At 52.0% G+C, this 23202-nt stretch carries 19 protein-coding genes; 7 read left to right on the top strand and 12 right to left on the bottom strand.

Annotated features, from left to right (window positions below; translation table 11 throughout):
* The first annotated feature begins 195 nt into the window (after positions 1-195).
* Positions 196-1749: a peptide MFS transporter gene (locus DY231_RS10745; protein ID WP_115628352.1), complete on the top strand. Its 1554-nt coding sequence runs from the start codon at positions 196-198 to the stop codon at positions 1747-1749.
* Between the two features lie 123 nt (positions 1750-1872).
* On the opposite strand, the gene arnF is transcribed toward DY231_RS10745, so the two are convergent.
* From arnF to arnB, 7 genes are read right to left on the bottom strand one after another with little or no spacing between them, the layout of a single operon-like run.
* The gene (arnF, locus tag DY231_RS10740; RefSeq protein ID WP_172588679.1) at positions 1873-2253 is read right to left on the bottom strand and encodes a 4-amino-4-deoxy-L-arabinose-phosphoundecaprenol flippase subunit ArnF; all 381 of its coding nucleotides are present in this window, start codon (positions 2251-2253) and stop codon (positions 1873-1875) included.
* Positions 2253-2576 carry a 4-amino-4-deoxy-L-arabinose-phosphoundecaprenol flippase subunit ArnE gene (arnE, locus tag DY231_RS10735; RefSeq protein WP_115628350.1) on the bottom strand — a complete coding sequence of 108 codons (324 nt, stop codon included), beginning with the start codon at positions 2574-2576 and terminating at the stop codon, positions 2253-2255. Before arnE ends, arnF begins: the two co-directional genes overlap by 1 nt.
* On the bottom strand, positions 2573-4234 hold the full coding sequence (gene arnT / locus DY231_RS10730) for a lipid IV(A) 4-amino-4-deoxy-L-arabinosyltransferase (RefSeq protein ID WP_115628349.1): 1662 nt from the start codon (positions 4232-4234) through the stop codon (positions 2573-2575). Before arnT ends, arnE begins: the two co-directional genes overlap by 4 nt.
* Positions 4234-5136, bottom strand: a complete 903-nt coding sequence (arnD, locus tag DY231_RS10725) for a 4-deoxy-4-formamido-L-arabinose-phosphoundecaprenol deformylase (RefSeq protein WP_115628348.1) — start codon at positions 5134-5136, stop codon at positions 4234-4236. Before arnD ends, arnT begins: the two co-directional genes overlap by 1 nt.
* Positions 5133-7115: a bifunctional UDP-4-amino-4-deoxy-L-arabinose formyltransferase/UDP-glucuronic acid oxidase ArnA gene (gene arnA / locus DY231_RS10720; RefSeq protein ID WP_115628347.1), complete on the bottom strand. Its 1983-nt coding sequence runs from the start codon at positions 7113-7115 to the stop codon at positions 5133-5135. Before arnA ends, arnD begins: the two co-directional genes overlap by 4 nt.
* The gene (gene arnC / locus DY231_RS10715) at positions 7112-8095 is read right to left on the bottom strand and encodes an undecaprenyl-phosphate 4-deoxy-4-formamido-L-arabinose transferase (RefSeq protein WP_115628346.1); all 984 of its coding nucleotides are present in this window, start codon (positions 8093-8095) and stop codon (positions 7112-7114) included. The genes arnA and arnC overlap by 4 nt, the downstream gene beginning before the upstream one ends.
* A gap of 1 nt (position 8096) precedes the next feature.
* Positions 8097-9236, bottom strand: a complete 1140-nt coding sequence (gene arnB, locus DY231_RS10710) for a UDP-4-amino-4-deoxy-L-arabinose aminotransferase (protein ID WP_115628345.1) — start codon at positions 9234-9236, stop codon at positions 8097-8099.
* Between the two features lie 445 nt (positions 9237-9681).
* Between arnB and DY231_RS10705 the strand changes: the two genes are divergently transcribed.
* A complete protein-coding gene (locus DY231_RS10705) occupies positions 9682-11301 on the top strand; it encodes a phosphoethanolamine transferase (RefSeq protein ID WP_115628344.1) in 1620 nt (539 codons plus the stop codon).
* Between the two features lie 71 nt (positions 11302-11372).
* Positions 11373-12281 (top strand): DMT family transporter, encoded by a 909-nt coding sequence (locus tag DY231_RS10700; protein WP_115628343.1) that lies wholly within the window; start codon positions 11373-11375, stop codon positions 12279-12281.
* Between the two features lie 69 nt (positions 12282-12350).
* Here DY231_RS10700 and DY231_RS10695 read toward each other — a convergent pair whose 3' ends face one another.
* The 3 genes from DY231_RS10695 to DY231_RS10685 form a co-directional block, all read right to left on the bottom strand.
* Entirely contained in the window at positions 12351-13259 is a 909-nt protein-coding gene (locus DY231_RS10695) for an SDR family oxidoreductase (protein WP_115628342.1), read from the bottom strand.
* A gap of 126 nt (positions 13260-13385) precedes the next feature.
* Entirely contained in the window at positions 13386-15587 is a 2202-nt protein-coding gene (locus tag DY231_RS10690) for a TonB-dependent receptor (RefSeq protein ID WP_115628341.1), read from the bottom strand.
* Positions 15588-15644: 57 nt separating this feature from the next.
* On the bottom strand, positions 15645-16718 hold the full coding sequence (locus tag DY231_RS10685; RefSeq protein WP_115628340.1) for a YncE family protein: 1074 nt from the start codon (positions 16716-16718) through the stop codon (positions 15645-15647).
* Between the two features lie 217 nt (positions 16719-16935).
* Here DY231_RS10685 and paoA point away from each other — a divergent pair, with 217 nt between their 5' ends.
* The 4 genes from paoA (at position 16936) to DY231_RS10665 (ending at position 20955) form a co-directional block, all read left to right on the top strand.
* A complete protein-coding gene (gene paoA, locus DY231_RS10680; RefSeq protein WP_115628339.1) occupies positions 16936-17463 on the top strand; it encodes an aldehyde dehydrogenase iron-sulfur subunit PaoA in 528 nt (175 codons plus the stop codon).
* Complete coding sequence (locus tag DY231_RS10675) at positions 17460-18410, top strand: FAD binding domain-containing protein (RefSeq protein ID WP_115628338.1); 951 nt, start codon at positions 17460-17462, stop codon at positions 18408-18410. Before paoA ends, DY231_RS10675 begins: the two co-directional genes overlap by 4 nt.
* Before the next feature lie 4 nt (positions 18411-18414).
* A complete protein-coding gene (gene paoC / locus DY231_RS10670) occupies positions 18415-20613 on the top strand; it encodes an aldehyde oxidoreductase molybdenum-binding subunit PaoC (RefSeq protein ID WP_115628337.1) in 2199 nt (732 codons plus the stop codon).
* A 93-nt stretch (positions 20614-20706) separates the two neighbouring features.
* Complete coding sequence (locus tag DY231_RS10665) at positions 20707-20955, top strand: DUF883 family protein (protein ID WP_034495843.1); 249 nt, start codon at positions 20707-20709, stop codon at positions 20953-20955.
* Positions 20956-21062: 107 nt separating this feature from the next.
* On the opposite strand, the gene DY231_RS10660 is transcribed toward DY231_RS10665, so the two are convergent.
* Both DY231_RS10660 and DY231_RS10655 read right to left on the bottom strand, forming a co-directional pair.
* Complete coding sequence (locus DY231_RS10660) at positions 21063-21923, bottom strand: LysR family transcriptional regulator (protein ID WP_115628336.1); 861 nt, start codon at positions 21921-21923, stop codon at positions 21063-21065.
* Positions 21924-21943: 20 nt separating this feature from the next.
* Positions 21944-22861 carry a LysR family transcriptional regulator gene (locus DY231_RS10655; RefSeq protein ID WP_115628335.1) on the bottom strand — a complete coding sequence of 306 codons (918 nt, stop codon included), beginning with the start codon at positions 22859-22861 and terminating at the stop codon, positions 21944-21946.
* Between the last annotated feature and the right edge of the window lie 341 nt (positions 22862-23202).

The following is a 23202-nucleotide window of genomic DNA, read 5'->3' as shown; positions in this document are numbered from 1 at the left end:
GCTTCGTAACGCCAGAAAATCTGTAAAAGTAGACAATTGTCGACTTTTCATCTTAAAGTCCTGCACTTCGCACCAGACAACACTAGTATCCGGTGACCCAATATTGTTGATGAAATGTTAAAGAGCGGCCTGCCAGATAGCCGTCGCCATTTCGGTCTTCACAAGTATGTATTACAGACCTTTTCTGGAGATTTTATGCATTCCTCTGCAAACCAAAACGAGAGCCGAACGTTTTTCGGCCATCCTTATCCGCTAGGCTCATTATTCTTCACAGAAATGTGGGAACGCTTTTCGTTTTACGGCATCCGCCCGTTACTGATTTTGTTTATGGCGGCAACGGTTTATGACGGTGGCATGGGGCTGGCACGCGAAAACGCCTCGGCCATCGTCGGCATCTTTGCCGGTTGCATGTACCTCGCCGCATTGCCGGGTGGGTGGCTTGCGGATAACTGGCTTGGGCAACAAAGAGCCGTCTGGTATGGCTCGATTCTCATCGCCCTCGGACATTTGTCGATTGCCTTGTCTGCATTTATGGGCAACAACCTGTTCTTCATCGGCCTGATGTTTATCGTGCTGGGTTCTGGCCTGTTTAAGACCTGTATCTCGGTGATGGTGGGTACGCTTTATAAGAAAGGCGATGCGCGTCGTGACGGTGGTTTTTCACTGTTTTACATGGGCATTAACATGGGTTCGTTTATCGCCCCGCTGATTTCCGGCTGGCTGATAAAAACGCACGGCTGGCATTGGGGCTTTGGTATTGGCGGTATCGGTATGTTGGTGGCGCTGATTATTTTCCGCCTGTATGCCGTTCCGGCGATGAAACGTCACGACAGCGAAGTGGGCCTGGACTCAACCTGGAACAATCCGGTGGCGAAGAAAAACGGTGTCGGAGCCTGGTTGCTGGTGCTGGCGGTGGGTGTGGCGATTCTCGTTACGCTGATTGCACAGGGTGTTATCGTGATTAATCCTGTCGCCGTTGCCAGCATGCTGGTGTATGTGATTGCCGCCTCGGTTGCGCTCTACTTTATCTATCTTTTCGTCTTTGCTGGCCTGAACAGAAAAGAGCGTGCCCGACTGCTGGTTTGCTTTATTTTGCTGGTTTCCGCCGCCTTCTTCTGGTCAGCGTTTGAGCAAAAACCGACTTCGTTTAACCTCTTCGCAAATGACTATACCAACCGCATGATTGGCGACTTTGAGATCCCCGCCGTGTGGTTCCAGTCAATCAACGCGTTGTTTATCATTATACTGGCACCGGTGTTTAGCTGGGCATGGCCCGCGCTGGCACGCAACAATGTGCGTCCGGGTAGCATCACCAAATTTGTTATCGGTATTCTGTGTGCGGCGGCAGGCTTCGGCATCATGATGTTGGCCGCGCAAGATGTGCTCAATAACGGCGGCGCGGGCGTATCACCTTTGTGGCTGGTGGGAAGCATCCTGATGCTGACACTGGGCGAGTTGTGCCTCAGCCCGATTGGTCTGGCAACCATGACGCTGCTGGCACCGGAAAGAATGCGTGGCCAAATGATGGGACTTTGGTTCTGCGCCAGTGCGCTGGGCAACCTGGCTGCGGGTCTGATTGGCGGGCACGTTAAAGCCGACCAGTTGGATATGCTGCCGAACCTGTTCGCACGTTGTTCCATTGCGCTTCTGATTTGCGCCGCGGTGCTGTTCATTTTGATTATTCCGGTGCGCAGAATGCTGGCAAACGCTCAGGTTAAAACAGAGCAGAAACCCGCCACCAGTGCCTGATTAAACTCGCAGGCTGGGTGATTAATTTTGCCCATACGCAGAGGCCGGTCTTTCGACCGGCCTCTGCGTTTATCTTTAACCCTGCTGTTCTTAATGACGGGAGTGTGGGGGATAGCAGTAAATTTAACGTTTCCTGTCGGGAATACACACCAACAACAAGCCAATAAAAATCACCCCCACCCCGGCCAATTTCCCGACGCTAAAACCTTCATGCAGCCACGGCAGCCAGATAGCGGCAGCCCACACCAGCACATAGCTTAAACTCAGCAGCGGATAGGCTTTACTCAGCGCAATTTTGCGCAGCGCCAAAAACCAGCATCCCATCGAACAGGCGTAAGCGCACAATCCTGTTAACAGCGCCACAGCCCCAGGGGTGAGCGACAAAACGGCTGTGACTAGCTCATGCGGCTGGTTAACCAGAGGCAGTTCCACCATCGCCCATTTCATGATCAGCTGCGCACAACTGACTAACAGCACGCTCATCATTGCCCAGAAGTAGCCCATCAGGTGGCACCCCCGAGAATAGAAATACCTGCAATAATCAGCACTACACCGAGCCAGTGGCGCACTGAAACAGGCTCATGCCAGATGAAACGTGCGGCAAAGGTAATAAAGATAAAATTCAGGCTCAACATCGGGTAAGCCACGCTGACCGGAATGCGTTGTAACACTAACAACCACAGCAACATCGCGCAGCCGAGCAGTAAAACGCTCAATGCCAGCCAGCAGAGCAAGTGGCGACGACCAGGCCGCCAGGTGGCCTGTTTCTGGCAAAGCTGACCACCACAACTCAATAAACTGGCCAATACGATTAGCAGATAACTCATGGCGTTTTTTCGTAGAAGAAGAGCACAAAGCGCCCTTTGCGATAAAGGTTATCCGGCGTGGGGACGTCATGGTCTTCAGGCAATGTGTCTTTGGACATCAGCATCACCAGCGACACATTCCCTTCTTTACGATGAACCGCGAGCCAGTGCGCAAAATCTTCACGCGAGACAAAGTTATCTTTCGCATCAGCAAAATTCTTCAGGCCATAATCCAGCTCGCCGGGTTTGGCATAAAGCGTAATATCATCACGTTTTAACTCCCAGGCAACACCTGCACCAACGCCTACGCTGTCGGCAAGAATATAACGGCTGCTCTCCAGCTGCGGGCGAACCACATTGATAAATGCCTGCGGGTGCTTGGAGTCGATAACCTTAGCGGGAATAACACCGCCGACTAACAACGCAATACCCAGCGGGCAAATTGCCGCCCACTGCCAGTGCCGGGCGTTATTGCGTGTGGTGATGAACCCCACCAACGCCCACACCGCAAATGCCACCGTAGCCTGAACCACTTTCAACACTTCCTGGCTGGCATACACGGGATGTTTTGCCCCCCCCCACGGAGCCAACACCACCAGCACGACGAGGCTACATAGGGTGCCAAAAATGACGTTAATCCAACCGTTAATTTTCAGCGTGCGAGATGTCGCCAGTAATTGCGTAGCATGACGGGCCAAAAGAATCGCCAGCGGGGCAAAACACGGCAGAATGTAGGTCGGTAATTTGCCTTTTGCGATACTGAAAAACAGTAAAGGCATCACGACCCAGCCCAGCAAATAGATCGAGCCGCTTTCACGTTTGCGCACCTGCCAACTGCGTTTTAAAGCGCCCGGTAATAACGCCACCCACGGCAAACATCCGGCAATCAGGAAGGGAATGTAATACCAGAATGGGGCTTTATGCTGGGCGTCTTTTTCAGCGAAACGCTGAATGTGCTCAACCCAAAAGAAGTAGTGCCAGAAAGTCGGCTCCGCTTTAGCGATAGCCAGCGCCCACGGCAACGTTATCAGCGTGGCGCTGATGATGGCCAGCGGCCCAAACAACAACACTTCTTTCCAGCGTTTTTGCGCAATCACCCACGGCAACACGCCCAGCACCGGCACCGCTAGCGCCAGAAAACCTTTGGTCATGACGCCCATGCCGCAAGCAACACCCAGCAGCAGATAACCGCCCACCTTACCCGCCGTGGTTTGTGCATTGGCCGCCAGCCAGAAGCTGCACATGGCCGCCACCAGCCACAGGGTGATCATCGGGTCGAGAACGGCGTAAGTGCCGACGCCGTAAACCAGCAGGCAGGTCAGAAAAATCACACCTGAGAGCACCGCGACACGTGTATCAAGCCACAAGCGAAACGCCAGCCAGGAAACCAACAACGCACTGAGCGTTACCGAAAACACCGAACCAAACCGCACCGCAAAGTTGGTATGGCCGAAGATCAACTGGCTGAGGTTATTGATCCAGTACCCGGCGACCGGTTTTTCGAAATAACGCACATCCAGAAAATGCGGGATTATCCAGTTACCCGCCGCCAGCATTTCGCGACTGATTTCCGCATAACGCGTTTCATCCGGTTGCCAGAGGGCACGGAACTCGATGGGTAACAGGTAAAACAGAGCAAAAAACACCGCCAGGATAAATACAGGTTTTGCTGACTTCATCAGTTCATACCCAAAATAATTTGCTGGCACCCCAACCACCCCTCCCGCCCGGGGATAACACCACGTACGATTTTACCCAACGGCAGCGTGGTTAAATCCTGCGGTAACAGCTCGCTCAATGGGCAAAATTCAATCCCTTCAAGCGCCGCCATGGCCAGCAATTCGTTAAAATCGTTTTGCATCACGATCCCTTCCACCTCAGCGTGGATGGTGTACACCGGCGTCCCGGCGTCTTGTTTGATGCGGTCAAGAATAAAACGGTTATACCCTTCGCGACTGACGCCTTTCCCAATCACTTCATCCCAGGTGGGGAGCGTCACCGGAATTTGTACCGTCCCGCTGCTGCCATCGGGTAACAGCGGACGAAACGGCGTGGTGCCACGGCAGTCACTGTTATAGCTAAAACCGAAAGACTCTTTTGCCCGTACCACACGCTGGTCAGCACGCCAGCCCGCAACCGCAGAGCAAGCCACCGGTTGTTCGATAATCTGGCTCAACGCCTCCATCCCAAGCCGAATTTGCTTATCGAGATGGTTGTGGTCCCAGACACCTGCCCAGGTTTGCCAGGCGAAGTGATCCCACGCGTGCAGGCCGACTTCATGATGATCCGCCGCAGCGGAAATGATCTCCGCATTGCCTTCGCCGATTTTCCGGCCCGGCCATGCGGTTCCCGCCAATAAAATATCCCAACCATAGAGCGATGCCGCTTTGGAGCGCAGCATCTTCCACAGGAATTGCGGTTTCACCAGCCGCCACAAATGGCGGCCCATGTTATCCGGCCCAACACTGAAGAAAAATGTGGCCTGAATACCGTGCAAACTTAAGATTTCGAGAAGATGAGGAACCCCTTGTTGGGTGCCCCGCCATGTATCTACATCAATGCGCAGGCCAACTTTTCTCATGCCTGAGGTTCCGTCAGTTCAACAGTTTTAAGGAAGAAATCCAGGGTCTCGTCAACGGTTTTTTCCATCTCCACCGTTGGCGTCCAGTTCAGTAAGCGATGCGCATTACGAATGCTCGGCTTGCGGTGCTCCACGTCCTGATAACCTTTACCATAATAGGTGCTGCTTTCCACTTCGCGGAAACCGGCAAACGGAGGGAAATGGTTACGCAGCGGATGTTTTTCAAAACTCACCAGCAGCATTTCAGCCAATTCTTTAATGCTCGCTTCGTTATCCGGGTTGCCAATATTGATGATTTGCCCGTCGCAGTTAGCGTCTTTGTTCTCAATAATGCGGAACAACGCTTCGATACCGTCGCTAATATCGGTGAAACAACGCTTTTGACGCCCACCATCAATCAGCTTAATCGGCGAACCTTCCACCAGGTTAAGGATCAGTTGAGTAATCGCGCGCGAGCTGCCGATACGGGCGGCATTCAGGTTATCCAGGCGCGGTCCCATCCAGTTAAACGGACGGAACAGCGTGAAACGTAAACCTTCTTTCTCGCCATAAGCCCAGATCACACGGTCGAGCAATTGCTTGGATACCGAGTAAATCCAGCGCTGTTTGTTAATCGGGCCAACGATCAGGTTCGAGTTATCTTCATCGAACATTTTGTCGCTGCACATGCCATACACTTCTGAAGTGGACGGGAAAATAATGCGCTTCTGGTATTTCACACAGTCACGAATAATTTTCAGGTTCTCTTCAAAATCCAGCTCAAATACGCGCAAAGGGTTACGGGTGTATTCAATCGGCGTGGCAATCGCCACCAGCGGCAGAACCACATCACATTTTTTAATATGATATTCAATCCACTCGGAATGAATACTGATGTCACCTTCCACAAAGTGGAAACGCTCATTACCGAGGAAACGGCTAATAGCATCAGAGCCGATATCCAGGCCATACACTTCGAAGTTATCGTCCTGCAACAGACGCTCGGTCAGGTGGTTGCCGATAAAACCGTTCACCCCAAGAATCAACACGCGCGTGCGGCGTTTAATAGCCGACACCGGCTTGCTGCACAGCAATGCCCCGGCGACTAAACCGAGACTTTGAGCCAGTTGCGAGCCCTGCATGTAGACGCCGTTTTCAGTTTGCCCGGTCACGATTTCCAGCGCCCCGCCGCCGGTCGCAATCACCAATGGGCTGGTTGATAACACGGTTCCCGCTTTCGCTGCCTGCAAACCTTCCAGCACACGCGATTTCCAGACAATAAACTTGCTGCCACCCACGTAGCCAAAAGCACCCGGCCATGGATCGGTCACCGCACGTACCAGGTTATTGATTTCGCGAGCGGTCGATTGCCAGTTAATGCAACCGTCCTGTGGCGTGCGGCGGCCAAAAACCGTCGCTTTGCTGTGGTCTTGTTCAACCTGCGGGAAATGCCCGGTTTTGATAACCGGCAGCATATCGTCCAACAGGTCAGACGCCGCTTCCGTCAATTTATGGTGCAGCGTTAACGCCGTATCCGTCGCCGCAATCGCTACGGGATGCTGCGCCACAATCGCTCCGGCATCAGCACGGCTGACCATACGATGCAGCGTGACGCCTGTTTCAGTTTCACCATTGACTAGCGCCCAGTTCAGCGGCGCGCGGCCACGGTACGCAGGTAACAATGAGCCATGCAGGTTAAATGCGCCAACGGAGGCGCTATTTAAAATTTCATCGTTTAGCAAGTTGCGGTAATAGAAAGAGAAAATCACATCCGGTTGCGCCGACTTGATACGATCCACCCACAGCGGGTGATTCACATCGTCAGGTGCGTAAACCGGAATACCGTGCTCCGCTGCCGTTCGCGCCACTGAGCCAAAGAAATGATTTTCAGCAGGTGAGTCTGGATGGGTATAAATCGCCGTGATGTCATAACCGGCAGCAACCAGGGCATTAACACCGGCGCACCCCATATCGTGATAAGCAAATACGACAGCTTTCATTGCTGATTTTCCTCTGAAGTTGAAACACAGTCGCGGCTAACGACGCGCTGAATAAAGTAACGGGGGCGAGCACGGACATCGGTATATATTCGGCCGATGTATTCCCCTAACAGGCCCATGCCGACAAACTGCGCACCGATAAACATAAACAGCACCGCAAACAGCATGAAGACCCCTTCCGCCGCCCATTGCGGCCCGAAGGCAAGACGTAACACCACCAGCAATACCGAAAGCGCAAAACCCAGCACCGCAATGATGCTGCCGAACACGCTGAGCATGCGCAGCGGCGTGGTCGTCAGGCAGGTGACCAGGTCGTACATCAAATTAATCAGGCGCATAAAGCTGTATTTCGATTCACCAAACTCACGCTCGGCGTGATGCACAGGGATCTCAACCGCTTTACGCGCGAAGGTATTGGCGAGAATGGGAATAAAAGTGCTGCGTTCGTGGCAATGCAGCATGGCGTCGATAATGTGGCGGCGATAAGCACGCAACATGCAGCCATAATCGCCCATCGCTTTACCGGTGGTGCTTTGAATCAGACGGTTAATCACACGCGATGCGCGCTTGCGAAACCAGGTGTCCTGGCGGTTCTGGCGCACGGTGCCGACCACGTCGTACCCTTCATCGGCTTTGGCGACCAGGCGCGGGATCTCTTCCGGCGGGTTTTGCAGATCCGCATCAAGGGTGACAATTAAATCCCCGGTGACATGGCTAAAACCGGCCATAATGGCGTTGTGCTGGCCGTAATTTCGGTTGAGTAAAACCGCGACAACATGGCTGCCGGGTGCTTCAGCAGCATCGCTCAACATCTCTGCCGAGTTATCCGTGCTGCCGTCATCCACCAGCAGAATTTCGTAATCTTTACCCAGGGTTTCGCAGGCAGCCGTGGTTCGTCTGATAAGCTCGGGCAAACTTTCCTGCTCGTTATAAACCGGGATCACGACAGAAACTTTGCGGATTACTTCTGGTTTGGTCATATTATTTTCCTGCTACTTCACGTAAGGCGGTAATTACGCGAGTCACATCGTCATCGGTCATCGTTGGGAATAACGGAATGGAACAAATACGTTCGCTATTCCATTCGGTATCGGGCAACGAAAGAGTGGAATAACGCTCGCGGTAATATTTTTGTGTGTGCGCGGCTCTGAAATGCAGTCCTGTCCCCATCCCTTTTGCTTTTAAAGCATCCATGAATTCATTACGGGAAATTCCACAGCGAGTTTCATCTATGCGCAGAATAAAAAGATGCCAGGCATGTTTATGTGCCCAACTCGGGTGAATAAGCGGTAAATAAGGCATATTCACTAATTCACTTAAATAACGTTCAGCTATTTCAGTACGGCGCGCGTTGTTTTGTTCGAGTTTTTTTAACTGCACCAACGCAATGGCCGCATTAATATCCGCGAGGTTGTATTTGTAGCCCGGCGAGATAACTTCCGCCTGCGGTGCACGCCCCAGCGTCTGGCGGTCGAACGCATCAACGCCCAGGCCGTGGAACTTCAGGCTGCGCATTTTATTCGCCAGTTGCTCATCATCGGTAACAATCAACCCGCCTTCTGCGCAGGTTATGTTTTTGATGGCGTGGAAGGAGAAAATCGCCGTTCCCTTGTCGCCAACATGTTTGCCTTTGTAGTGAGTTCCCGCAGCGTGCGCAGCATCTTCAATCACAGGGATCCCGTGGCGTTCGCCCACCGCACGGATGGCGTCGATATCCACCGGCGCCCCGGCGTAATGAACCGGGATAATGGCGCGGGTGCGGGGAGTAATCGCGGCTTCAATCGCCTGCGCCGTGACCATCAACGTATCGCGGTCAACATCAATCATCACCGGTTCGCCACCAAGCAATACAATCATATTCAGGGTGGAAACCCAGGTCAGCGACGGCGTGATCACTTCATCGCCCGCCCCAATGCCCAGCGCCATCAATGCGACATGCATACCCGCCGTTGCAGAGCTCACCGCAATCGCATGCTTATTGCCGGTTAACTCGCAAAATGCCTGTTCAAGTGCCTGATTTTTAGGGCCAGTTGTTATCCAACCAGACTGCAAAACTTCACTCACTGCGTTGATTTCTTCTGGTCCCATCGCAGGACGTGAGAAAGGCAGAAATTCACTCATTGGATATCCCTGTAATTATCTATACCCAAAATAATTCGAGTTGCAGGAAGGCGGCGACGCAGTGAATCCCCGGGAGCTTACTTAAGTAAGTGACTGGGGTGAGCGAGGAAAGCCAACGCACATGCAACTTGAAGTATGACGGGTATATATGGTTTTTTTAATCATGAGCCAGGTTAATTAAATGAAAGCGCAACACGATTGCGTTACTGCGCGCCAAATTAAACCGGATTAAAACAAAACCATCATGGCAGAGATTCCTTAGCTCAATATTAAGATGGACGGAATCACAGTGAAAATTTAGAAGGGCAACATTAAGGTTAAATTAAGGTTCGGGGTAAATAATTCCTTTCGTAATTTGCAGGCGCAAATAGTCACGTCAAAAAACTTGTTTGCAAATTTGTTAATTCCTTTTTTTAGCTAAAAAACAATATCGTTGGAGATGTAAATGCCTGTACTTTTCAGGATGAAAGTTATCCCACTGGTTTTACTATTGGCGATGGTTTTTGCCTTCTTACTCAACTGGCCCGTGCTGCTGCATTTTTACGATATTTTGTCGCATCTTGAGCATGATAAAGCGGGTTTTGTTATCTCCATCCCGTTTGTCCTGGTAGCCGCGCTCAACTTCGTCTTTATGCCCTTCTCTATCCGTTATCTGCTCAAACCGTTCTTTGCGGTGCTGCTGATTACCGGGTCGATGGTCAGTTATTCGACGCTTAAGTATAAAGTGATGTTTGATCAATCGATGATCCAGAACATCGTTGAAACCAACCCGCAAGAAGCCCATTCCTACCTGAACGGCTCGATCATTTTGTGGTTGTTACTGACTGGGGTTCTTCCGGCTGTCTTGCTGTTTTTGATAAAAATTGAGTACCCATCGAAATGGTATAAAGGTGTGGCCTGGCGCGCCCTGTCGATGGTGGCGTCACTGGCGCTTATCGCCGGTGTGGCCGCGCTCTATTACCAGGATTACGCTTCCGTGGGCCGCAATAACTCCACGTTAAACAAAGAAATTATCCCGACCAACTACGTTTACAGCACCTTTGGCTATGTGAAAGACACGTACTTTACGACCAAAGAACCGTTCCAGACGCTGGGTGATGACGCCAAACGTGTAGCCAGTGCAGATAAACCGACGCTGATGTTCCTGGTGATTGGGGAAACGGCGCGCAGCAAAAACTTCTCCATGAATGGCTATTCACGTGATACCAACGCCTTCACAAGCCAGATTGGCGGCGTTATTTCCTTTGCCAATGTACATTCTTGTGGCACCGCCACCGCAGTCTCTGTGCCGTGCATGTTCTCAGATATGAATCGCACCGAGTACTCCCACAAAAGAGCCGCCAACAGCGAAGGTCTTCTCGATGTGGTGCGCAAAACGGGCGTTTCAATGCTCTGGAAGGATAATGACGGTGGCTGTAAAGGGGCGTGCACGCGCATCCCGACTATCGAGATTAAGCCGACTGCCGACCCAAAACTTTGTGATGGGCAAACCTGCTATGACGAAGTGCTGCTGGACAATATCGATCAGGATATTTCTAAAATGGCAGGCGATAAAATGCTGACATTCCACTTAATTGGCAGTCACGGCCCAACCTATTTCCAGCGTTATCCTGCGGATCAACGCCATTACATGCCGGAATGTGCACGCAGCGATATTGAAAACTGCACCCAGGAACAGCTCGTCAATTCCTACGACAACACCATCCGTAATACCGACCGTGTGATGGCCCAAATGATTGAAAAGCTCAAACAATACAGCGACCGCTACAACACCGTGCTGATTTACGTTTCCGACCACGGCGAATCATTAGGCGAAAAAGGTTTATACCTGCACGGCACCCCGTACAAAATTGCGCCTGAGGAACAAACGCATATTCCAATGCAAGTGTGGATGTCCCCCGGCTTTATTGCCCAGAAGCACATCAATATGACGTGCCTGCAAAATAACGCGCTCAAGAATGCTTATTCCCACGACAATTTGTTCTCGTCGGTACTGGGGCTTTGGGATATTAGCACCAGCGTTTATAAACCCGACCAGGATATATTCCGCGGATGCCGGAGTTAATGCACAATCACTGAAAAGCTTTTTTATGACTCATGCTATGATTTCGGCAAAAAATAGCATGGGTAAATCAAGTGGGTTCGAGTAAAAGAGGTGCGCTGAACGTCTTAACGGCAGCGATTTTGTGGGGAAGTTCTGGGGTTTGCGCGCAATACATTATGGAGCAGAGCCAGATGTCATCGCAGTTTTTAACGATGACGCGCCTGTTGTTTGCCGGGTTAATTTTGCTGACGCTGTCCTTTATTCAGGGCGAGACGATTTTCCGCATTTTCAAAAACCGCCAGGATGCCATCAGCCTGCTGGTGTTCTCCCTGGTGGGTGCGCTGGCCGTGCAACTCACCTTCCTGATGACCATTGAAAAATCCAACGCGGCTACCGCCACTGTACTCCAGTTTTTATCCCCTACCATTATCGTGGCCTGGTTCTCGCTGGTGCGAAAATCTCGCCCCGGCATATTGGTTTTTGCGGCAATTGGCACCTCATTGCTGGGCACCTTTTTATTAGTGACCCATGGCGACCCGACGTCGCTCACGATTTCCGGTGGCGCATTATTCTGGGGGATTGCCTCAGCTTTCGCCGCCGCGTTTTACACCACCTGGCCTTCGCGTTTAATCGCCCGGTACGGCACCCTGCCGATTGTCGGCTGGAGTATGTTAATCGGCGGCGCGATGCTCCTGCCATTTTATGCCGGCCAGGGCGGCGACTTTGTGATAACCGGAAATGTGCTGTTGGCCTTTTTCTATCTGGTGGTTATCGGAACGTCACTCACTTTCAGCCTCTATTTAAAAGGTGCTCAGCTTATTGGCGGGCCGAAGGCCAGCATTTTGAGTTGCACCGAACCGTTAAGCAGCACGTTCCTTTCGCTATTATTGCTGGGCATTACTTTTACGGTTTCCGACTGGCTGGGCACCCTGATGATTTTATCTTCAGTTATTCTGATTTCCCTCGACTCACGCCGTCGCGTCATCACCCATCAGGCGTAAAAAACACACATATAAAAGAGGCACCCCATGGGGTGCCTCGAAACATTTAACGCTTTGCTCATTCACGCATTACAGCGTGCCAGTCCCACCATCTGAACACCAGACCTGCCCTGAGGTAAAGCTGGATTCCGGCGAAGCAAACGTCACATAAAGTGACGCAATTTCCGCCGGTTGGCCTGGGCGCCCAAGCGGTGCGGAAGCGCCAAACTTTTCAATTTTTTCCTGCGGCTGTCCGCCACTGCACTGTAAAACCGTCCAGTACGGGCCTGGTGCAACAGCATTGACCCGAATCCCCTCGGGTGCGAGCTGCTTCGCGAGGGATTTGGTGAATGCCACAATCGCGGCCTTGGTCTGAGAGTAATCAAGCAAATTATCACTGGGTAGATAAGCCTGCACGGACGCGGTATTAATGATTGCCGCACCGCGTGGCAGATAGCTCAGCGCCGCTTTGGTTATCCAGAACATGGCGTACACATTGGTTTTGAAGGTGGCATCAAACGCTTCAGTCGTGAGGTCTTTGATGGATTCACAGAACTGTTGACGACCTGCGTTGTTAATCAGCAAATCTAATCCGCCCAGTTCCTGCGCGGCCTGCGTCACCAGTTGCTGGCAAAACGCTTCGTTGCGGATATCGCCCGGAATGGCGACGGCCTTACATCCCTCGGCGCGAATCAGCGCAATCACTTCAACGGCATCTTCCTCTTCCTCAGGCAGATAATTAATCGCTACATCGGCCCCTTCACGAGCAAAGGCAATGGCTACGGCCCGCCCGATACCCGAATCTCCGCCGGTGATTAACGCCTTGCGCCCAATAAGTCTGTCGCTGCCTTTATAGGATGTTTCACCGTGATCGGGGACGGGGATCATGTTTTTGGCAAGCCCCGGAAATGGCTGCTTCTGATGTTCAAATGGTGGCGATGGATAAGCATCGGAGTGGGTTTTATTACGTGAATCGGGGATCCCATTCTTGCTTTGCATATTCAGCTCCTGTGATTTTCATTCGCAGAACAGAAAGCATAGAACAAAAGGCCACCGAGGTGGCCTTAAAGCTGAGAACAAGATTCTTCCCAGGTCGTACAGCAGCATCATCCGACAACACGCTAATCAGAAATCATAGGTCATCGACACTTTCAGCGTGCGCGGCTCGCCCTGGAAGATATAGGTGCCTAAATCTTCTACGCCAGACCAGTATTTCTCGTTGGTGACGTTATCAACGCCCGCCCGCACCACCATTTCATTGCGATCGGCATTCAGGTTCATCCGATAGCGAACACCGAGATCAAGCGTGGTGTAACTGTCGAGTTTTTTGGTATTCGCCGCATCGGCATATTGCGAACCGGTGTGGTTCACTTTCGCCGTCGCCGTCAGTCCGTCAACCGGCTTGATGTCGTATTCCGCGCCCACCACCATGTAGAAACGGGAGACACCAATGGCGTCTTTGCCGTCAGTTTTGCCGCCTGCGGTGTGGGTCTGCTCCGGATCCAGCCACATCGTGCTACCGTTTAAGCGCAAGCCCAGCATTGGCTCGCCAAACACGTTCAGCTCCACTCCCCGGTTGCGCTGCTCGCCATCAAGCGCGTAATAATTACTGGCATTCAGAACGGCAGAAGGTTTTTTGATCTCGAAAAGCGCAAGCGAACCGCCAACACGCTCGTAATCAATTTTCACCCCGGCTTCATCTTGCTTAGAGTGCGCGATGCCGGTGCTTTGCCCGTAGTTGGCCGCCCCTTTTGGCGCATTGCTTCCCGGCTGCAAGGCTTCGGTATGGTTCGCATAGAGAGAGATTTCATTCCACGGCTTGTACACCAGCCCGAAGGTTGGCATCCAGCGGCTTTGCGTATACCGCGCGGAAGTGTCTTCGAGGCCAGTTTTGTTGCTGTAGTTACGCACCACCACTTTTTGATGACGGGCGGCGGCGGTAAACAGCACGCTGTCATCCAGGAAGCCAAACGTGTCACTCAGCAGCCAGCCCTGCGTGCGGTTACGCGCCGTGGTCAGCGGGTCAAAATAGTCGCCGCCAAAGTACGCATTCGTCGGTTCTGGCACGGCATGATTATCATAAATATTCGTGGTTGGATTTTTGGCAGACATGCGCCACGCGGTAGCGTCGCGTTTGATTTGCGCGGAATAGCCCACGTTCACTTTATGAGAAATCGCGCCGGTATCGAAATCACCGCGCATCCCCGCCATCCCGCTGAAGGCGTCAATAATACGATTGGTATCCAGACGGCCGACGGTAGCATCGCCGTTTTCATTGAGCAGTTTAGGGGCGCTATAAGTGCCGGTTTCGTGAGCGTGTTGTGCGCCTAATGCCGCGTAGGTCGTCCAGCTATCGGTCAAATCAAACTCGGTTTTTGCCATGCCGAATTCGTTTTCGATATCGCTGTAGCCCCATTTCTGGCTGTAGTTTTTGGTGCTGCCCGGCACGTCAGGAATGAAATCAACGCCGCTGATATTGATGCCCATGGTGCCGCCATGGAACGTTTTCTTCTGATAGCCAAAATCCAGGGATGAACGCGAGCGATCGGTTTTGTAGTCCAGGCCAATAGAGGCAAGCGTGGTGCGGCGTTTGTCATCATCGACCGCCGCTTCCCCTTCGCGGTGCACCAGATTCACTCGCGCACCAAACTGTTCGTTATCGCCGAAACGGCGTCCGACATCCAGCGAACCGCCTACCTGGGAATCTGATGTGTAATCGACGCCAATCTGGGTGGTCGGTAACGCCTCGGCACGTTTTGGCTCGAGGTTAATCATGCCGCCAACGCCGCTGCCCGCCGCGCCATTGAGTAAAGCATTCGCGCCTTTAAAAACTTCGACACGTTCGAGCATTTGCGTGTCCATCACCTGGCGCGGTACCACGCCCGACAGGCCACCCATCGTCATATCGTCGCCATCGAGTTTGAAGCCACGAATACGATAGGTTTCGGAGAAGTTGCCGTAACCCTGCACCGCCTGCACGCCCGCATCATTGCTGACAACATCGCCAATGGTTTTAGCCTGCTGGTCCTGAACCAGTTTGGCGGTATAGCCGATCACGTTGAACGGGACGTCCATCGCTTTTTGTTCGCCTAACATGCCCAAACGCCCGCCGTGTGCGATTTGCCCGTCCATGTATGCTGGAACCAGTTCGTTGCCGCCGGGTTTAAATGCGCTATCGGCATTGCCCTGCACGACAATCGACTCCTCTTGATTCTGCTGTGTGGACGCGTCGTTGCTGGCTGCGTGAGTGGTTTGAGTGATCGCTCCCATTGCCATCGCAATCAGAGACTTACGTAATAAACGGGTTTTACCCAGGGTGTTGTGCATAATTTTCTCGCCAAAAAATCCAAATAAAACAAAATGGCCCGCAACCGGGCCTGGTGCTTATTTTTTGAGGTCGATTCTCACGATGCTGTCCGGGCCATTCGTGGAATGATCTTTGTTAAAGGCTTGCTTGACGGTGACATACAAAATTTGCCCGTCGTCAGAGAGCAGCAGGCTGTTTGGGTTGGGCTTTAAATCCCACGATTTCTTCACCGCATAAGTGGTTCCATCGAGGCTCAGTAGCTTGCCGGACTCGCGCTGAGTGATGTAAATCTCATTGCGTTTGGCGTTGAATTTCACCGCCAGCGAATCGCCCACCGCCAGCTGCTTAATCACCTCTCTGGTACGGATATTCAGCACCAGCGTGGTTTTCGCTTTCGAGTTATCCGTGACAAACAGACGCCCCGTCGCGCTGTCTTCTGCCATATTGAGCAGCAACGCCGGTTTATCGCCCAGCGGTTTCCAGCGTTTTTCGACGCGGTTTGTTTTCGGGTTAATGACCAGAATCTCACCGCTGCCATTGGCGGCGTAAATGCGATCGGTGGTTTGGGAATAATGCAGGCCGGTCATCCATTTGCCGGTATTTTTGATGCGCGTTTTAAGCTTCAGAGTTTCGGCATCCACCACCCAGATTTGCGCCGGGTCAGCAACCGCACCGATGTAAAGCAAGCCGTTATGCAGCAACACTTCACGAGCACCGTAAGGGAAGCCCTCTTTGTTGCGCTCGCTAAATAAAATACGTGATTTCACTTTGCCATCTACGGTGCTCACCGCACTCAGGCCGCCATCCAGAGAGTTAGTCACATACACAATCTGCCCATCCGGGGAGAGAGCCATCCCGAAGTTTTTCAGGTCAGTGTGGCTCGAACCAACGGTTTTCAGCGTAGTGGCATCCAGCTTGTAAATCACCCCACCCTGCACATCTTTAAATCCTTCCGCGCTGGCGACATACAGCACGTCGCCCTTCGGGCCGAGCGCCATTTCGTAAAGTCCGGCGGCTAAATCGCGCTGAGTGGTATCGGTGACGACGGCTTTTTGCGTGGCGGGAGGCGTGGTTTGCGAGGTTTGCTGAGTTGCGCAACCGCTCAGTGCCACTGTCAAAAACAGTGCAACGGCGGAGAATTTTATTTTCATCAGGAAAATCCCTGTCAGATCTGTCAATAAAAAAGAGAATGAGAACTATACGCATTAGCGTTTTGTAATCAAGTGTAAATGATTGAATGGATGAAAAACGCGGGGTCAGATGGTGCTTTGAGTTTGTCTGGAGTGGCTCAACAGCCTGATGCGCTTTCAGGAATAATCCCACCGCCAGTGCCGACTATGCTTAATAGTTCAGAATACAGGAGGCGGCATGAGCAACCCTGAAATGGCAAACGTAACCCTAAAAATCAACGGCGAAACCCGGCGGCTGGAGGTTGATACGCGCACCACTTTGCTGGATGCACTGCGCGAAAACCTGCATCTTACCGGCACCAAAAAAGGCTGTGACCACGGCCAGTGCGGCGCATGTACGGTACTGGCGGACGGGCGTCGGATAAACGCTTGCCTGACCCTTGCGGTGATGCAGGAAGGTGCAGACATCACCACCATCGAAGGATTAGGCACGCCGGATAATCTGCACCCGATGCAGGCCGCGTTCATCAAACATGATGGCTACCAGTGCGGTTACTGCACGCCAGGGCAAATTTGCTCCTCGCTGGCGGTTCTCAGCGAAATCGAGCAGGGAATTCCCAGCCACGTGACCCTCGATTTAGTCTCAGCGCCGCAGGCCACCAGCGACGAAATACGCGAACGGATGAGCGGGAATATCTGCCGCTGCGGCGCTTATGCCAACATTCTTGCCGCCATCGAAGATGTGGCCGGAGGGCAGAAATCATGAAGGCTTTTACTTATGAACGCGTGAAAACCCCCGCTGAGGCCGCCACCCGCGCTGAGAAAAAACCCGGTGCTAAATTTATTGCTGGCGGCACCAACCTACTGGATTTAATGAAGCTTGAGATTGAAACGCCCACGCATCTGATTGATGTCAACGGCCTCGCGCTGGATAAAATTGAGCCGACGCCCGAGGGTGGGCTGCGGATTGGCGCCCTGGTGCGTAACACCGATCTTGCCGCAGACGTGCGGGTGCGGCGGGATTACGCGGTGCTTTCCAGAGCGCTACTTGCAGGCGCATCGGGCCAGCTTCGCAACCAGGCGACCACCGCCGGGAATTTGCTTCAGCGCACGCGCTGCCCCTACTTTTATGATACCCATCAACCCTGCAACAAGCGGCTTCCCGGCAGCGGTTGCGCGGCACTTAACGGTTTCAGCCGTCAGCATGCCGTGGTGGGCGGCAGTCAAAGCTGCATCGCCACCCATCCGAGCGATATGGCGGTGGCAATGCGCCTACTGGATGCCGTTATTGAAACCGTGAATCCCGATGGCTGCGAGCGCAAAATCCCGGTTGCGGATTTCTGGCGCGCGCCGGGCAACACGCCCCATCAAGAAACCGTGTTAAATGCGGGAGAACTAATCACCGCCGTCACCCTCCCGGCACCGCTCGGCGGCACCCATATTTATCGTAAAGTCCGTGACCGCGCGTCATACGCTTTTGCCCTGGTTTCCGTCGCCGCGGTTGTGCAAAAAGATGGTTCGGGCCGCGTGGCGCTGGGTGGAGTGGCACACAAACCCTGGCGGCTTGAAGAAGCGGACGCGCAACTGCCCAACGGCAGCCAAAGCGTCTACGAGCGGTTATTCGCAAGCGCCCATCCGACGCCCGAAAACGAATTCAAGTTGCTGCTGGCGAAGCGCACGCTCGCCTCGGTACTGACGGAAGCGAGGGGATAAGCCGATGAAATTTGAAAATCCTGCCAAAGAGAACCCTATCGACCAGCTTAACGTGGTCGGTAAGCCGCTCGACCGTATCGACGGCCCGTTGAAAACCACCGGCACCGCGCATTATGCCTACGAGTGGCATGACGAACAGCCCGATGCGGCGTATGGCTATGTAGTTGGCGCGGCGATTGCCAAAGGCCACATTCAATCGATTGATCTTTCTGCCGCCGAAAAAGCCCCAGGCGTCATTACGATTGTCACCGCCGCAAACGCCGGGCCTTTGGGTAAAGGCGAGAAAAACCCGGCCAAACTGCTCGGTGGCCCGGAAATTGACCATTACCATCAGGCCATTGCCGTCGTAGTCGCACAAACTTTCGAGCAGGCGCGTGCGGCAGCCGAACTTATTAGCGTGGATTACCATCGCGAGCGCGGTCGTTACGATTTAGCCTGTGAAAAGCCGTCTGTTTCCACGCCACCCGAAGATGAACCGGACAAATCCGTCGGTGATTTTGCCAGTGCCTTTGCCGCTGCCGCCGTACAGCTCGATGCCACCTACACCACGCCGGATCAAAGCCATATGGCGATGGAACCTCATGCCTCAATGGCTGCGTGGAATGGCGATAAACTCACGGTCTGGACCTCTAATCAGATGGTTGACTGGTGTCGCAGCGATTTGAGCCTGACGCTGAAACTGCCGAAGGAAAATGTCCGGGTGATATCGCCATATATCGGCGGTGGCTTTGGCGGCAAGCTATTCGTGCGTAGCGATGCGCTGCTGGCGGCACTCGGCGCTCGCGCGGCTAAACGTCCGGTTAAAATCGCGCTGCAAAGGTCGCTTATCCCTAACAACACCACGCACCGCCCGGCCACCATCCAGCATATTCAAATCGGCACCGATAACACCGGGCGCATTAGCGCCATCTCGCACGAAAGCTGGTCAGGTAATGTTGCGGGTGGCCCGCCGGAAACCGCCGTCCAGCAAAGCGAATTGCTTTATGCGGGAGCCCATCGCCACACCGGATTACGGCTGGCGGAACTCGATTTACCCGAAGGCAACGCCATGCGCGCGCCCGGAGAAGCGCCTGGATTAATGGCGCTGGAAATCGCTATCGACGAAATGGCCGAAAAAGCTGGCGTGGACCCCATCGAATTTCGTGTGATCAACGACACCCAGGTGGACCCTGCAAATCCTGAGCGCTTTTTCTCGCGCCGCCAGTTAGTGGAATGTCTGCGGACCGGGGCTGAACATTTTGGCTGGCAGCACCGCAACCCCAAACCGGCGCAAGTGCGTGACGGGCGCTGGCTGGTCGGTATCGGTGTGGCGGCAGGTTTTCGCAATAACATGGTGATGAAATCCGGTGCACGGATTCACCTTGATGCGCAAGGCATCATCACCGTTGAAACGGATATGACGGATATCGGGACGGGCAGTTACACCATCATCGCCCAGACGGCAGCAGAAATGCTGGGCGTGCCGCTGGAAAGCGTCATGGTGCGCCTGGGGGATTCTGATTTCCCGGTGTCTGCGGGTTCAGGCGGGCAATGGGGAGCGAACAGTTCGACGGCGGGGGTCTATGCCGCCTGCGTGAAATTACGTGAGGCCATCGCCAACACGCTTGGGTTTGACGCGAACACGGCGGTGTTTGCCGACGGGCAAATCACATTCGGCGCCCGTACCGCTCAACTTAGCGATGCGGCCTGCGGGGGAAAACTGAGTGTCGAAGACAGTATTGAATTTGGCGACCTGGAAAAGACATTCCAGCAATCCACCTTCGCGGGGCATTTTGTCGAAGTCGGCGTCGACGTTGCCACGGGCGAAACCCGTGTGCGCCGTATGCTGGCTGTCTGCGCGGCGGGCCGGATCCTCAACCCTAAAACGGCACGCAGCCAGGTGATCGGCGCGATGACCATGGGCGTGGGGGCCGCGTTAATGGAAGAGTTAGCCGTCGATACGCGCCTGGGGTATTTCGTTAATCACGACCTTGCGGCATACGAAGTCCCGGTTCACGCCGATATCCCCGCCCAGGAGGTGATTTTCCTCGATGACACCGACCCGGTTTCATCCCCGATGAAAGCCAAAGGCGTGGGGGAATTGGGGCTATGCGGGGTGAGTGCGGCTATCGCCAATGCGGTCTATAACGCCACGGGCGTGCGGGTGCGCAACTACCCCATTACGCTGGATAAATTGCTCAAACACTTGCCCGAACCGAGTTGATTCAGGCTGCGCGACTTCACATTATCCTAATTCCCCGGCGTTGCGCTCAGGCCAACTATACTTAACCATTCATTGTCCTTTAAGGAGTTCGGTATGTTTGATAAAGCCACAGACAAAATCAACGAAGCAGCAGGCACAGCGCGAGAATTGTACGGTAAGCATGCGCATAACCCGGATGACCAGTTTAAAGGCGCGGCACGTAAATATGCTTCTCAGGCCAGTTACGCGGTAAGAGATGCGACCGATAACGTACGTGACCAGGTTTCAACCAACCCTATCGCCGGTTTAGCCATTGCCGCCGCTGTGGGCGTGGTGTTTGGTTTCCTGTTGGGCCGGAAATAAAGCCTGCAAATTGAATTAATAAATAAGATATTGGGCTGTTTAACAGCCCTTAATCACAGACTTTAAGCTCTCTGTTTTTAATGTTGTTATGAATAGCGGTGTGAATATTATCTTGGCTTCGGATCAAAAATATTATGCAGGTCTAGTGAATTAACTTTGCTTTCTAAAGCACGATGATAATGAATATAACACTCAAATTTCATGTCTAACGCTTCCGGCGATCGGAATGATTTCAACGGAAACATCCCTTTGAGCGATTCAACAAACACTTCAGGGATCATAATAATGTTATCGCTACTGGAGCATAAATAAGCCAGTGTGAGCAGGTTCGGGCTTTCCCATGAAATTTCCCGCTCGCGGAATAAAGGCGTGTGGAAATTCATGTTGTTGACCATGCTGGAGATGCTGCCTGAATCTCGCTGCCAACGCAGGTGTTTGTTCTTTTGCCAGTCATCCAGCGTGAACGTCTCATTTATGGTTGGATGGTTATCGCTGGCCATAATACACATTTTAGAATACAGATATCGCTTTGAGACTATCGATACATCTTTTGGTAATCTTCCGCCGATATCAATGTCCACTTCTCTGTGTTGTAGCTTGCGCAATCGTTCATTTTCGCTGGTATCCATGGTGATAAAGTGCAGCAAGGTGCCATCAATCATTGAATTGATATAGTCAGCAAGATAAAACTCAATTAACGAATAAGTGGAAATAATAAATTTTTTGCGTGTGGTATTTAACGCCCCTATCTCGTGATATTTTTCCTGCAAAGCAAGAGCATGTTCATTAGGTTTTAATCCATTGTTTTTTCTGATAAATGGACTCACACCAAGATGAGCCGTAAGCTGCTTTAAGGTGTAACTGATCGCTGAAGGCGATATCCCCAGCACTTTTGCCGCTTTCGCCGCACTACCACACTCAATCAGAGTATTAACAACTTTTAATTTTTTTAAGCTAATCTCTTTCATTGCTATTCCTGGATAAAATATCACGGACTCAAACACAGATCTCTTACGTTGCTTATGACGTTATCGACAAATTTCATCGCCTGCTCATCTTCAGTGATTTGAGTATTAAAATGCATGTAGCAGTCATATTTCATATCGAATTCAGCGGGTAGTTTATGACATTGCACCGGGAATTTTTTGGCGAGCATTGGCACAAACATTTCGGGGATAAGCATAATTGAGTCACTGTGCGCACAGAATGTCACCATATTAATAATGCTGCTGGAAATCAGCCCGACATCTCTACTCTGAATGTATTTACCGACCTTTTGCGCGTTTCGTATGCTGTGACAATAATAGTCAATCATCACATTCCATATCGCATGTCTGGCGCGGTATAGATCATCCACCGACAATTGTGTTGGCAAAGCTTTATTTTGCACCCCTGATAGCGCCACTACATCACACGATAAGATCTTAACTTTGCTAATAAGCTTATCGGCCGGGAGTTTCCCGCCAATATCCACATCGACAATACCGTTTTTTAGCTTGTCCGCTCTTTCATCAATACTCGCGGTGTAGGGTAAAAACACATAGCGATACAACGATGAATCCGTGGGTAAATTAAATATGGACTCTGCCAGTAACATTTCCATCGGAGAAAATGTCATCACGGTCAGTTTTTCTCGGCTTACCTCAATAGTGTCAGCGTTATTCTCATGCGCTAATGAGCAAAATTTTTGGTAGCGCTGGCTGAGTTCAAGAGCGGTGGCATCAGGTTTCATGCCCGCTTTGGTTCTGATAAACAGATGTTCCCCGGTGAGGCTTCTGAGTTTTTTTAGTGAGTAGCTGACGGCTCCAGGGCTTAAATTGAGCAACTGTGCAGCTTTAGTCACGCTCCCACTCACCACTAGCACATTAATTATCTTTAATAATTTTAGGTCGATTTTGCTCTGCATAAAAAAATTCCGGAATATATTATTATGTCAATTCCCTTGACTTATTTATAACAGTTTAAAATTAACATCAGATAAACTGAATTTCTTATGAATGAAGCTGGTGTTGGCTACTGAAAATATAATATCAATTGCAGTACATAACAATAAACATAGTCAGCAACAAAACGATTCTCGCCCTACACGTTGAATTTATCCAGATCCAACACCTTGTATTTATTGTTTTTTTAGTTTACTTTTAAATTCATTAAAAAGTTAAATATAAATATTTAAAGCGCGGTTTATAAGCGCAATTATATTTAACCCTCGGGGTTGGATTTACCCCGCGAAATATTATCGTATCG

Origin of the sequence: Buttiauxella agrestis, assembly GCF_900446255.1 — a bacterium.
Lineage (GTDB): Bacteria > Pseudomonadota > Gammaproteobacteria > Enterobacterales > Enterobacteriaceae > Buttiauxella > Buttiauxella agrestis.
The sequence above is the reverse complement of the archived record's forward strand: the minus strand, read 5'-3'. Positions and strand labels throughout refer to the sequence as shown.